This is a genomic window from Desulfogranum mediterraneum DSM 13871 (genome assembly GCF_000429965.1).
In the GTDB taxonomy this organism is placed as follows: Bacteria; Desulfobacterota; Desulfobulbia; order Desulfobulbales; family Desulfobulbaceae; genus Desulfogranum; species Desulfogranum mediterraneum.
On sequence record NZ_AUCW01000012.1, the window covers coordinates 127,679 to 140,758 of the forward strand.

Here is a 13,080-nt window from a genome sequence, read left to right on the forward strand (position 1 = left end):
CTGGCCTCCGGACCAACAGTGAGCAGGAATGGCAGGGCGCCAGTATGCCTCCCAGACAGGGGCCTGGAGCAGGGCGCCCCCTGCAGCGACAAGAACAACTGCAATGGAGGCCATCATGGTTGACATCTGGGCCCGTTCCTGTGAGCTGCTCGAAGACCCGGTCTTCATCGTCTCCACCGAAGGCACCATTGTCAACGTCAACCAGGCAGCCCTGGCCGCCTGCCGGAAGCGTCGGCAAGAGGTCCTGGGACAGGCCATCTGCACCATTATCCACGGCGGCAAGCTGCCCCATATTGCCTGTCCACTGGAACAGTTCCTCCAGACCTTTTCCAGCCGGGTCATGGAGACCCACCTGCCTGGACTGTACGGAGACTACCTGCTGACCATCTCCACCACTTCCCATCGGGAGGATGATCGCAGACTGCTGCTGCTGCTGGCCAGGGAACTCTCCAGAGAGGAGGCCCGCAAGGTGGAGTACCATCGCACCGCCCAGCTGGCAGCCATCGGCGAACTGGCCGCAGGGGTAGCCCATGAGGTCAACAACCCCATCAACGGCATCATCAACCTGGCCCAGCTGATGCTGGATGATGCCCGCAGCGATGAGGACCGGGATCTGTTGACCCGGGTGGTCAGCGAAGGGGAACGGATCGCCGCCATCACCCACAAGCTGCTCTGCTTTGCCAAGGAGGACCAGGAGGAGAAGGTGATCCTCACACTCAAGGAGAGCATCGACGACTGCCTCAACCTGATGCGCCACCAGTTGCACAAGGACGGCATTGAGGTGGTCTGTGAATACCTTGACCATCCCTGTCAGGTGCGGGCCAACAGCAACGTGCTCCAGCAGGTCTTTTTCAACCTGCTCAGCAACAGCCGCTATGCCCTCAACCAACGCTACCAGCAGCACGACCCCAAGAAGAGAATCCTGATCCGTTGCCAACAGCTCCCCTTTGAAAACAACAACGGCGTCTATGCCCGGATCCTGATCAAGGATTGGGGCTGCGGCATCCCCCAGGGGCTTTTGGACCGGGTCTGTGACCCCTTCTTTACCACCAAGCCCTGCGGAGAGGGAACCGGCCTGGGTCTGAGCATCTCCCACGGGATCGTCAAGGAGCATGGCGGCACCATGAAGATCGAGAGTGTCCTCCACGAGTATACTGCCATCACCATTGACCTGCCGGCCGTCGTGCCGCCAAGCGAGAGCTAGGCTCCATGGCCACCCTTTGTCAACAGGCAACAGGGCAACAGCGAGATGCGGCCCAGCTCTGAACGCCTATGATCTCTGACGCACAGATCCTCATTGTTGACGATGAAGAATCCATCAGGTTGACCTTCGAACGCTTCCTCACCCGGGCAGGCTACAGCCGGGTAGTTGCCGTCTCTTCGCTGCAGGCAGCCCTGGAAGCCTTTAAGCATGGGGACTTTGACCTGGTGATCAGTGACATTGTCCTGGGCAGGGACCGGGGCACCGAGCTGTTGCGCAAGATGCGGGAGGGCGGCATGGACTGCCCGGTGGTGATGATCACCGGCTATCCTAATCTTGAATCCGCCTCCGAGGCCGTCCGTCTGGGGGCCTTTGACTATATTCCCAAGCCGGTCAAGAAAGAGGCACTGCTCCACTTCACCCGACAGGCCTTGCAGCACAGGGCCCTGCAACAGGAAAAAGATCGGCTGCAGGAGGAGAACGAACAGTTCAGGCGTTATCTGGAGGCCATATTCCGTTCGGTCCAGGACGCCATCATCACCGTGGATTCACAGTTGCAGATCGTCCAGCTCAATGATACTGCCAAAGAGTTGATCCGGCAGGAGGGCGGCGAGGTCGCCCTGCACAGGGGCCGGCAGAGTCATCCCGGCACCATCATCAAGGCCTGCCTCGAGGATGCCCGCCTGGTATTAAACAGCCGCAAAGAGGTTCGGGAACACCGCTTCGAATACAGCAAGGATGACGGCAGCACCGCGGTGCTCAGCCTCAATGCCGCACCCCTGGAGGATACAGCAGGGGAATTTCACGGCGTGGTCCTGGTGGCCAGAGACATCACCCTGACCCAACCCTCGAGAGAGCCCAATCAGCGCATCCATTTCCATGGATTTATCGGCAACAGCACCGCCATGCAGGAGGTCTACAGACTGATTGAAAATGTCGGCAAAACCGATGCTACGGTCTTGATAACCGGAGAATCGGGCACCGGCAAGGAGTTGACCGCAGAGGCGGTCCACAGGGAGAGTACCCGCCGAGACAGGCAACTGATCAAGGTAGACTGCGCCTCCATAGCCGAGGACCTGCTGGAGAGCGAACTGTTCGGTCACGTCAAGGGCTCCTTTACCGGTGCCCATAAGCACCGCAGCGGCCTGATCATGCAGGCCGACGGCGGCACGCTCTTTCTCGATGAGATCGGTGACATCTCACCCCGGATGCAGCTCCGCCTGCTCCGCTTTCTCCAGGAAAAGACCTTCTATCCTGTTGGCCAGGACTCGCCCATGAAGGTGGATGTTCGGATCATCACCGCCACCAATGCGGACTTGAAGCAGAAGGTGACTGATGGCGCTTTTCGGGAAGACCTCTATTACCGGCTGCGGGTGGTGGAGCTGAGCCTGCCGCCGCTGAGGGCCCGCAGGGAGGAGATCCCCCTGCTGGTCACCCACTTTCTCCAGCGCCACCAGCAGATGCCGGGACGGCACATCACCGGCATCTCAGACCAGGCAGCCGAAGCCCTGGCCCATTACACCTGGCCCGGCAATGTCCGCGAGTTGGAGCATGTCATTGAGCGGGCCTGTGTTCTCTGCAACGGGGAGACCATTGCCCTCAAGCACCTCCCCGAAGAGATCTGCAACTGGGATCATGGCCCAGAGGATCCCCCCCCAGCTTCGAGCCCCCTGGAGACCCTTGCCGCTGGTATCAAAAAGGCCCAACAGGCAGAAAGCAGCGCTGCCATCTTCGAGGCGCTCCAACGCGCCAAGGGCAACAAGGCCGAAGCAGCCCGGATCCTGGGCATCAATCGCACCACCCTCTATCGCCGCATGCAGCGCCTGGCGATGAATCGTCAGCCCCCTCCAAACCGAGCCGGAAACCACAACCGCCAAGGCTCCTAGCGCTGCAGCAGGTGTTGCACAGGTGCTGCCCCGGTGTTGCACATTGAGGCCGATGCGCAACACCAGGGCAACACCCCGTTGGCTGTCAGCTCCGCCCTCCTCCCCTCTTTTCCACTGTGACCCGCCCTCTCACCACCTAGAAATTACTGCAATATCAAGCCAATATCCAGAAGAAACTTTTTATCTGACCCTATCCCACATTGTGGTACACCCGTTGCTCTACAAGAACCATCACACCGTGGCACCTTTCCACAGCCTCAGCCTGGCCAGAGAGCCACATAGAGAACGAGGAGCGCTGCAGACGGGTACCAGATTCAAGGGTTGCGCCAGAGCATCACAACATCGGGAGAACGAAAATGAAAGAACATGTCAAAACCAGATCAGTTGAAGAGACCAACTCAGATGTCAACGTCTCAGAGGGAGCCGAAGGCAAAACCGTCATCTATGCCGTGGGAGTCATGGGTGCCCTGATCGGCTTATGGGGACTTGCCTGTATCGTTGGCGGCATTATCCACAGCGGCGGGCCCCTGGCCTTTGTCGGCAACTGGTTCAAAGCCGTCACCGGGATGTAACCCCCTTGGGGAGGCCGGAACGAACAGGAAAAACAGACTTTTTCGGACAGACTCTGTCCTCAAGAGGACTGTACAGAGCAAACAGCAGGAGTAGTTGGCAATGATCTCCGTACGAAGAATCATCTTCAGTGTTTTCTGCGGGATCTTTATGCTGCTGATCTTGGTCGGCATGCTCGGGGTAATGCAGTTCCGCCTGACCGACGATTACAATCGGGTGATTGCCCAGGGAGGAAATATCCTGTTTCAGTTCAACCTGGTCCGAGAGCAGATCACCCGCTCCATGCTTGAAGAGAACTGGCAGGCTCTGGAGAGCAGCACCAGGGGAATAGAGGCCCTGAACAGTGACCTGAGCACCCTCCTGGACAGCAGCCTGATCCCTAAGGAATACAAGATTGCCCTAATTAATCAGGTGGACCTTCCGGGCATCATCCTCCTGAACCGGCGGTTAGTCGGCGAGGCGGATAAGGAGCAGTGGAGCTTCAAGCTCCACGATCAACTCCGCCTGATGTCGGATCAGTTGATCCGCTTTGACCGGGTGCTGGCAGCGGAGATGAAGACTCAACTGGTCCGCTTTCAAAACCTGGCCATCGGGGTGCTCACCGTCATCGTTGCCGTCATCTCCCTGCTGCTGCTGGTGCTCTACCAGAAGGGTTTCGCCCCGCTGATCAAGCTCTCCAGCCAGCTGCACAGCCAGAAAAAGTTACAGCCACTGCCGCCAGATCCCCGGGCCTGTCGGGAGATACGGGAACTGACCCAGCAGCTCAACAGGGTGATCCTGGCCGGTGAACAGGGCCAGGTTGTGGCCAACGGCCCTGGATTTTCCCCGGACAAAATCAACAACTTCAGCAATCAACTCAACGGCATAATCAACTACACCCAACTCCTGATAGATGAAGAGCGGCAGGGGGCCGCGGCTGCCGAAAAAGTACCCATCCTGGAGAAGATCCTCTCTTCAGGAGAAATCATGACATCTATCTTACACGAGCAACAGCTAAAGGATGAACGATGATACTCTTTACAAAAGTGAGCGACCCCAACACTCCGAGCAGGAACTTTATTCCGCTCTTTATTCTCTTTGCCATTCTGATGGCGACCGGGATCTCCTTTGGTCTCCACGCACTCTACGTCGGCCATGACCATGTCTTCGGCACCTCCAGGGAGGTACCCTGGGGTATCCTGATCACGCCCTACGTATTCTTTGCCTGCCTCTCCACCGGGCTATGCATCGTCTCCTCCTTGGGTCAGATCTTTCGGATCAAGGTCTTTGAGCCCATCGTCAACCGCACCGTCTTCCTGGCCCTGATCGCCATGGCCACCGGCCTGCTCTCCATTGCCCTGGAGTTGGAGAGCCCCTGGCGCATGGGGATCTTTGGTCTGCTCTCACCCAACCCCCTCTCCAATATCTGGTGGAAGAGTTCGATCTATACCATCTACCTGATCAGCATGACCTTTAACTTTCTCTTCCTGATCCTGCACCGGGCCTCCCTGGCCAGGGTGTTTGCGATCGTCGCCCTGATCGCAGTCACCGGCGGCAATCTCAACATGAACTCGGATATGGCCCTGCTGGGCTCCCGCGGTTTCTGGGCGGAAAACTATATGCCCCTGTTCTTCCTGCTGGTCTCCACCCTGACCGCCTGTTGCACGGCCATGGTCTTCACCTGGCTCAGCGACGTCATCCACGGCAGGAAGATGGATCGTGGCACCCGCAGCGCCATCCTGGTACTCGGCAAGATGACCCTGGCCCTGCTGGTGGGAAGCCTCTGCTTTGTGATCGTCAAGATAATCGGCGGCACCTGGACCCAATACACCCAGAATCCTGAAGCCATGCACCTGCTGGTCCGAGGTGACTTTGCCCTCAACTTCTGGGGCGGCGAGGTCTTCCTGGCCGTTCTCCTCCCCCTGGCCCTGCTGCTGATCAACATCAGGAGGCAGAGTATCGGCCTGTTGGTTGCTGGCGGGATCTGCTGCCTGGCCGGGATGGCCGTCACCTACTATGACCTGGTGATTGTCGGTCAGCTCATTCCCCACTTCCACCAGTATAATATCATCGACCTGCCCCAGTACTACTCCTACAGCCCAAGCCTGCATGAGTACATGATCACCATGGGCGCGGTCTTCTTTTTCTTCACAGCAGTGGTCTTTGGGGAGATGGCCTTTAATACGGTGACAGCCAAGGAAAAGCTGGCCCTCAGCAGCAGAGAGGGCGCGATGACCAGTTAGCACGGTCACCGGCAGAGGACACCAAGGAGGGGCAGAGCAATACTGCCCCTTTTTTTGGTTAAAAGCGAGGCCTTCTCAGAGAGAGCTGGCAGAACCCCTTTCAAACCCGCCAGGCAGGGGAGTCAGCGAGGCTCAAGCTCTTCGGCCAGTGCTCCATTCTTCATCTGGAAGACCCGCGCCCCAGGCTGACTCCGGTACAACTCCCGGTTATGGGTCACCACCACAAAGGTGGTTCCCTCCTGGTTCTTGGTCCGAAAAAAGGCGAGGATCTCAGCTTCGGTGGCCTCATCCAGGTCACCGGTGGGCTCGTCGGCCAGGATGAGCCGTGGCTCCGTGATAAAGGCACGGGCAATGGCCACCCTTCGCTGTTGGCCTCCGGACAGCTGGCCCGGATAGCAACGCAGTTTATCGCCCAGACCGACCTGCTCCAGCAGTTGGATGGCCTTCTGTCGCCCCTGCCCTCCCCCTAGCCCCTGGTTACCAGCCAAGCCCTCGCTGCTGCCGCAGGCAAAGCTCAGGGGTAAGAGCACATTTTCCAGAGCCGTCAAGGTGGAGATCAGGCTGGCAAACTGAAAGATAAAACCAATCTGCCGGTTTCTTATTGCCGAGATCTCCCGATCATTTCCCTGCCAGGGATTGACACCGCTCAACACGACCTCGCCCTGATCGGCAGAGGTCAGGCCGCCGATCAGGCTGAGCAGGGTGGTTTTCCCGGAACCAGAGTGACCGAGAATGGTGATGAACTCACCTGCCTGAACCTGAAGCTCAACCTGGGCAACGGCCTTGAAGGTCTGTTGCTCAACGGTATAGCGCTTGGAGAGTTGACGACAGTGGAGAAAGGGTTTGCTTTCCATGGCAAAGGTGCTCGAAGGTGCTGTCTTGGGTTATCGGACTGAGTGCAGGTCAGAAATAGGGACTGACCACCACCCGGAAAAGTGCCACAGCGTGGTTCTCCTGTTGTCTATACCATGCTTTCGTGGTACAAGATACCACTATGTGGTATTTCTCATGCCCTGAATTCTTTTTTTTGGGAGGCACTGCGGAACCATCTTCCCCCCGAAAAAACAACCTGGCTCAGCGTTGTTCCGGCACTGCAACCGCAGTGACCGGTCTACATAACGTTTGCCGGGCAGCCCCTCCCCGGAGAGGGTTCCCGGCAACAAAAAGATGAAACTCTTTTAACGAGGAAACAAGTATGATGGCAGGAAAAAGAGGTGTCTTGAGTGCACTGGCAGCGACGGCGATTTTCTTGGGAGGTGCCGGAGTGGACACGGCCCTGGCGGAAAAGTACCAAGGCAGCATGTATGTTGCCGGCATGGGCGGCCACTTTGCCGATGCCACCGTGGTTATCGAGCCGGGCAAAGAGACCCCTATCACGGTGACCAATCTGGATAAACTGGATATCGGGGATGGCACCACCCACCCCACCCACGATGCCCGGATCGACAACAAGAATCGCAATATCCTCTACTGGTCCACCTACAAACTCGATCCTGAGGCCGACAACAAGACCCATGTGGGCAAGACCGATCTGAAGACCGGGGAAGTGCTTCAGGACACCGCCCTGGCGGTCCCCAAGGGCGTACTCAATGCCGCGAAAAATTACTGCGCCTCCGGCCAGAGCGAAAAATATTTTTTCCCGATCGCCATGACCAAGCCCGGTTATATCTCGGTGATCAACAAGGCTGACATGTCCCTGAAACACCAGGTCTTTCTGGAAGGGACCGAGGCAGACATCAAGAAACCTTACAAGTACATGCATGGGATCAGCTCCCCGGACATGAAAGAGTTCCTGGTCACCCTCAACGAGTCGGATACCGAGGGCAAGGGCTATGGCACCACCGTGGGCAAGCTGCACCTGATCGTCCTGGATACCGAGGCCCTGGGTGAAGGCAAGGTCAAGGTCCTGCGCAAGGGCGTGATAACGGCCAACCCCAAGTCATCCATCTCCTTCCGTCAATACTACTCCAATGACGGCAAGTATATTGCCAATGCCACCGGGGACATCCTCTTTATCATCGACGCCCAGACCCTGGAGGTGATCGACGCAGAGACGGTCTCGCCGCTGGAGCAGCTCCACGATGCCATCTTTACTCCGGATGACAAGTACGTTGTCGCCACCTCCCGGACCAAGCGGGTCAGGGCCGGGGTAACTCCCAAGAATCCGAAAAAGCCCAGTGGGGATGAATTCCTGATGGATGGGGAACTCAAGCTCTATGATGTCAGCCAGGGCAAGTTTGTCGGTAAATCAGCCTCGGTCTGTCTCTCCTGCCACGATGAGGAACTGGGAACCGACGAAGATGCCCCCCATGCGGTGCTCTGTGGGCTGGATACCAACTGGGACTGAACGTTCGCCCGGTGAAAAAAATTACACTCCATATCCCGGAGGCCTTCAGGCCTCCGGGTATATCCCCTGCGCTTGCGCTCCCCAACTCCTGCGGGCCGACCTGCCATGGCAACTTCCCAGATCTCCCTCCTCCAGTTTGCCTGGAAAAGCGTTTCCAGAAAAATTTTCAGAAATATCGTTCTGATCCTCACCGTCTCCGGCCTGGTCTGCCTGCTGGTCTTTGCCCTGCTCTTTAAGAAGACCGTGACCGATGATATCCAGCGGGCCGGCCAACGGCTGGGGGCGGACATCGTGATTGTGCCGGCCAAGGCCCAGACCATGGCTGAGGAGTTTATCCTGGAGAGCAAGGAGAAGACCTTTTATATGGATGACTTTCTGATCACGGCCCTGACCGACCTGGAGGGAATCAGGCAGTTGAACAGCCATATCTATCTCGACACCCTGGATGCCGAGTGCTGCTCCATCGATGCCGGTCAGGTGATTGTCTTTGACTCCGGAAAGGATTTTGTGGTGGCCCCCTGGCTGGCGGAAAACAGTCCCGCAATCCTGGGCAGAAACGAGATCCTGGTGGGCAGCTACGTCTATGAGTATCTGGGACTGATGAATACGGCCGCCCTCTTTGGTCAGGACGTCAAGGTGGTCGGCCATCTCAAGGAGACCGGAACCGGGCTGGACCACGGCCTCTTTCTGGACCGCTCCTCCTTTGCTGAAATTTCACCGGCCATCCTGGCCAACTACAGACCGGGAACCACCTCCATCCTCTTTCTCAAGCTGGAACCGGGATATGAGCTCACCGAGATGGTTGCCAAGATCAGGGACATCAATCCGAAGGTGGGAATCATGACCCGTGGCTCCATCGGTGCCGATGTACGCTCGACCCTGGCCGACATGATCAAAATCTTTGCCATCACCATCCTGATCGCAGCAATCCTGGCTGCCCTGATGGCCTGGTCCACCTTCACCGCCATTGCCAACGAACGCCGACGGGAGATAGGGGTCCTCCGGGCCCTGGGTGCCCGCAAGGTCCAGATCATCAGGCTGTTTCTGATCGAGGCCGGGATCATTGCCCTCTGTGGCGGGATTATCGGCGTGGCCCTGGGCCACTGGCTGACCTTTTTCGTTGGCAGCGACTTTCATCTGCTCAGCAGACTCGACGCTGAATCGGTCTTTTCTTTGGCCAGCCTGCTGGTCAGCGCAATGGCCCTGCTGATCGGAGTCCTGGTCTGCTTCACCGGGGCCCTGATCCCCATCCTCAGGATATCCACCCGTGACCCGCTGCAGACCATTCAGGGACAGTGATCCTGGGCCGGGCCACCCCGCGGAACCAAGTTCCTGCAAACATCCCCTACCTCGGCCAGACCGGTCCTTGTGTACGCCCCTGACATCCCCTCCAAAAACCGGAAAAGAAGCTGACCTGGACCGAGTGATCATTCACTGCCCTGGTCGTGTTCCGCGGCAAGCAGCTGCGCCTTGCGCTCCACCCCCCAGCGATAGCCGCCCAAACCACCCCCCTTGGCGACTACCCGGTGACAGGGGATGGCCACGGCCAGTTTGTTGGCAGCGCAGGCCGAGGCCACGGCCCGCACTGCCCTGGGACGACCGATCTCCCGGGCCACCTCACTGTAGCTCCGGGTTTCACCGGGTTGAATCCGGCGCAAACTCTCCCAGACCTGCTGTTGAAAGACTGTACCCTGGATATCCAGGGGAAGGTCGATCCCCCTGGCCGGGGCATTGATCCCGGCAATCACCTCCTGGAGCAGGACCGCAAAGCCTGCCTCCCCCTGCTGCAATCTGGCCTGGGGAAACCTGCGCCGGAGTTGCCCGGGAAGGCTGCTCGGCTCCTCTCCAAATTCAATGGCACAGACCCCCTTTTCGGTGCTCGCGACAATGACCCAGCCCAGAAAACTCTGGGCGATCCCGTAGTGGATGGAGACACCTGCACCACCTGCCCGATACTCCTTGGGCAACATGGCCAGCTGATCCTTCTCTTTATCATAGGCGCCACTGGTAGAAGAAAAGCCGGCCGCATAGATCGCCTCTGTCACCGGACTACCTGTCTGCAGCTGTTCCTTAAAACGCCGTGAGCGGTGGGCTGCTGCGTACTGTTTGGGACTCACGCCCACCAGGCGCTTAAAGAGGCGTTGAAAGTAGGACGGGCTCAAGCCGGCCCCCTGCGCCAATTCCGCCAAGGTGAGTGGCCCCTCACTGGCCTCGATGCGCCTGCAGGCAGCGACGATCTTCTTCTCCAGCTGCTGCTCTTTGGAGGCAGTCCCTGGGCGGCATCTCCTGCAGGCCCGATATCCGCCGGTTTCTGCGGCCTCAATGGTGCGGAAAAATTCCACATTGTGCCGCTTCGGCAGCCTGGAGGAGCAACTTGGCCGGCAGAAGATACCGGTGGTTTTCACCCCATAGTAAAACCGGCCGTCAGCGCCCCGGTCCCGCTCGACCACGGCCTGCCAGCGACGCTCATCATCAGGGTATGGCTGCTTGGTGTCCATCATCAGCTCCTCAACGCTTGTCTTTGCCCCGCAAACAATCCACTAGCCGACGCTTTGGCCTGGCCGGATGGCCATCAGCCTGGTCCAAAGCCTGCCATCAATGGCCAGCAAACCGATGCTGATCAAACCCATCCCCAGATAATGCTGCGGTTCCAGCTGTTCTCCAAGGAATACACCGCCCAGCAGGATCGCACTTACCGGAACAAGGAGGGTCACCAGCAGTACGTTGGTTGCACCGGCGCCGGCAAGGATACGGAAGTAAATCAGATACGCCAGGGCAGTGGAGACCATGGCCAGGCCGGCGAGGGCGGCCCATACCTGGCCCCCGGGCATCGGCAGACTGAAGGGAGTATCTATCACCAGGGCCACGGGAAACAGCATGATCGTGGAGGCCGTAACCTGACCGCTGGCAGTAACCAGAGGTTGTACTCCCAGTCGCTTGAAACGGCGGCCATAGATCCCTGCCAGGGCATAGGAAACGGCCGCTGCCAGTACGGCCAGTTGGGCAGAACCGTGTTCCCCTATCCCCAACAGGGTTTCCTGGCCGATCATGATGATCACCCCGCCCAGACCGATCGCCACCCCAAAGAATTTTAAGCGGCTCAGCCGTTCATCCCGGGTCAGGAAGTGGGCGGCGATCACCGTAAAAAGCGGGGTGGTGGCATTGAGGATTGCAGCCAGGCCGCTGGCAATCTGGGTCTGTCCCCAGACAATCAGGGTAAAGGGCAGCACATTGTTCAACAGCCCCATCCCAAAAAAAGCCAACCAAACGCTTCTGCTCCTGGGTAGGCGCAAACCGGAGCACTGCACCACCACCAGCAGGGCAAGGGCAGCCAAACCGACGCGCAGCGCCACGATGGTCAATGGGGGCAAGGCTTCCACGGCCACCCCGACAAAGAAAAAAGAGCCCCCCAAAAAAATGGAGAGCACTATCAGCAACAGCCACTCATACGGGGTCATGGATTGGACTTCAGGGTTCATCACTCCTCCTCTCTTGATCGAATTGATGAACAGAGTATAGAAAATCCCCAGAAAGAAACACTCTGATTCTTGCGCTCCAATTCAATCTTCTCCGGACAGGGGCAGAGTTCCCTGCAGGGTATCTCGCCCACCTTCTCAACAGCAAAGTGATCAGAGGTGAACCCTGCTCTATGGCTGCTCCGGAATCACCACCTTGGCCAGGGTGCGATTAAGCCACTGCCTGGGGAAGGTTTCATAGCAAAGGAGGTAACAGCCCACGGCCAGAGAGGAGAGCAGGAAGAGAGGATCAGGCCCGACATCCACTGGGGAAGCTCCCGAAAGAGGGGAGCAATGACCGCCGAGCCATAGTGCAGGTGGAGGATTACGGCCGTGGCCAGGATGGTGGTGGGAAAGGCGGAGAACAGTTCTGACCAGCGAGGCCCCACCATTGCTGCAGTGCCGGTAACCAGCAGAATGATCAGGGCCGCAGCCAGGGCACGATACCCCAGGATCAGGGGGCTCTGCCGTATATTCTGCCGGCCGCCCTCTGAACTGCCGCAAGCCAGGCGAAACAGCAACGAGAAGTAAAGAGCCGTAGCCAATTTTCCGGGCCATTCAGACGGCAGGAATCAGCAGGGAAAGACCGGCCAGAAACAAGCGACCCGACCCTTTTCAGAAAAACTGTTCTCACGGCTTCACCGCACTTACCCGGCGGCAAGAACATGCCATCCTCTCAGGCAGGACGCTGATAGACTGCAAAAAAGTGGGGAACCGGGGGATCCTGATCATCGTCATAGGCGCTGAAGTGGAGTTCAATCAAGCCCTCAGCTCGAAAACCATTAATTTCCTGCCGGTCCAGTGGCACGGGAAAACCATCCGCCTGATCATCGCCCTCCCTGCTGCGACAGGAAACGAGCAGGCTTCCTCCAGGAGCAAGCAGTGCGGCAATAGCCTTAACAGCCCGAACGCGGTTTTCACCGCTAAGAATCTGAATGGTATTACACTCGTAGACCAGATCAAAGGAACCGTACCAGTCCCTAGGCGGAGAAAACAGATCTACAACCTGATAATCGACACGACTGTCTGGGTATCTCTGCCGACACATACCGATGGCCGAGCGAGATATATCAAAGGCCGTAACCTGGTAGCCCTGCTCCGACAAGGCCTCTGCATCGTCACCCAGGCCACAACCAATGGTCAGCGCACTGCACTCTGCCGATGAGGGATGCGCCTGAATCCAGGCCAAGAGCAGGGGGTTCGGCTTGAGGTCAGCCCAATATATCTTGCTGACATCACCCCCTGCACGGGTGTAAAACTCGTCAAACCATCCATCCGGGTCCCCCTTGTCGGCATAGCGCTTGGCAAGTCGCTGGGTGGCACGTTTCGGATCGTCCAT

At 58.2% G+C, this 13,080-nt stretch carries 12 protein-coding genes; 7 read left to right on the top strand and 5 right to left on the bottom strand.

The features are described 5' to 3' along the window. Window positions 1–115 precede the first annotated feature (115 nt). From G494_RS22015 to nrfD, 5 genes are all read left to right on the top strand, one after another. Entirely contained in the window at window positions 116–1,204 is a 1,089-nt protein-coding gene (locus G494_RS22015) for a sensor histidine kinase (protein ID WP_161629939.1), read from the top strand. Window positions 1,205–1,272: 68 nt separating this feature from the next. Further along, window positions 1,273–3,087, top strand: coding sequence for a sigma 54-interacting transcriptional regulator (locus tag G494_RS22020; protein ID WP_051305409.1), 1,815 nt, complete (start codon window positions 1,273–1,275; stop codon window positions 3,085–3,087). A 356-nt stretch (window positions 3,088–3,443) separates the two neighbouring features. Then, a complete protein-coding gene (locus tag G494_RS0105225; RefSeq protein ID WP_028583684.1) occupies window positions 3,444–3,659 on the top strand; it encodes a hypothetical protein in 216 nt (71 codons plus the stop codon). Between the two features lie 100 nt (window positions 3,660–3,759). Then, window positions 3,760–4,668 (top strand): hypothetical protein, encoded by a 909-nt coding sequence (locus G494_RS0105230; protein WP_028583685.1) that lies wholly within the window; start codon window positions 3,760–3,762, stop codon window positions 4,666–4,668. After that, complete coding sequence (nrfD, locus tag G494_RS22025) at window positions 4,665–5,879, top strand: NrfD/PsrC family molybdoenzyme membrane anchor subunit (RefSeq protein ID WP_051305410.1); 1,215 nt, start codon at window positions 4,665–4,667, stop codon at window positions 5,877–5,879. Before G494_RS0105230 ends, nrfD begins: the two co-directional genes overlap by 4 nt. 122 nt (window positions 5,880–6,001) lie before the next feature. Here nrfD and G494_RS0105240 read toward each other — a convergent pair whose 3' ends face one another. Then, on the bottom strand, window positions 6,002–6,733 hold the full coding sequence (locus G494_RS0105240) for an ABC transporter ATP-binding protein (RefSeq protein ID WP_028583686.1): 732 nt from the start codon (window positions 6,731–6,733) through the stop codon (window positions 6,002–6,004). Between the two features lie 341 nt (window positions 6,734–7,074). Here G494_RS0105240 and G494_RS0105245 point away from each other — a divergent pair, with 341 nt between their 5' ends. Both G494_RS0105245 and G494_RS0105250 read left to right on the top strand, forming a co-directional pair. Further along, window positions 7,075–8,226: a YncE family protein gene (locus G494_RS0105245; RefSeq protein WP_028583687.1), complete on the top strand. Its 1,152-nt coding sequence runs from the start codon at window positions 7,075–7,077 to the stop codon at window positions 8,224–8,226. A gap of 105 nt (window positions 8,227–8,331) precedes the next feature. Beyond that, window positions 8,332–9,525 carry an ABC transporter permease gene (locus tag G494_RS0105250; RefSeq protein ID WP_028583688.1) on the top strand — a complete coding sequence of 398 codons (1,194 nt, stop codon included), beginning with the start codon at window positions 8,332–8,334 and terminating at the stop codon, window positions 9,523–9,525. Window positions 9,526–9,653: 128 nt separating this feature from the next. Here the strand turns inward: G494_RS0105250 and ada are convergent, their stop codons facing one another. The 4 genes from ada to G494_RS0105270 form a co-directional block, all read right to left on the bottom strand. Continuing rightward, a complete protein-coding gene (ada, locus tag G494_RS0105255) occupies window positions 9,654–10,727 on the bottom strand; it encodes a bifunctional DNA-binding transcriptional regulator/O6-methylguanine-DNA methyltransferase Ada (RefSeq protein ID WP_028583689.1) in 1,074 nt (357 codons plus the stop codon). Between the two features lie 39 nt (window positions 10,728–10,766). Beyond that, window positions 10,767–11,705, bottom strand: a complete 939-nt coding sequence (locus G494_RS0105260; protein ID WP_028583690.1) for a DMT family transporter — start codon at window positions 11,703–11,705, stop codon at window positions 10,767–10,769. Between the two features lie 185 nt (window positions 11,706–11,890). Continuing rightward, window positions 11,891–12,286 (bottom strand): hypothetical protein, encoded by a 396-nt coding sequence (locus G494_RS0105265; RefSeq protein ID WP_153305767.1) that lies wholly within the window; start codon window positions 12,284–12,286, stop codon window positions 11,891–11,893. Window positions 12,287–12,417: 131 nt separating this feature from the next. Next, window positions 12,418–13,080, bottom strand: a complete 663-nt coding sequence (locus G494_RS0105270) for a class I SAM-dependent methyltransferase (RefSeq protein WP_028583692.1) — start codon at window positions 13,078–13,080, stop codon at window positions 12,418–12,420.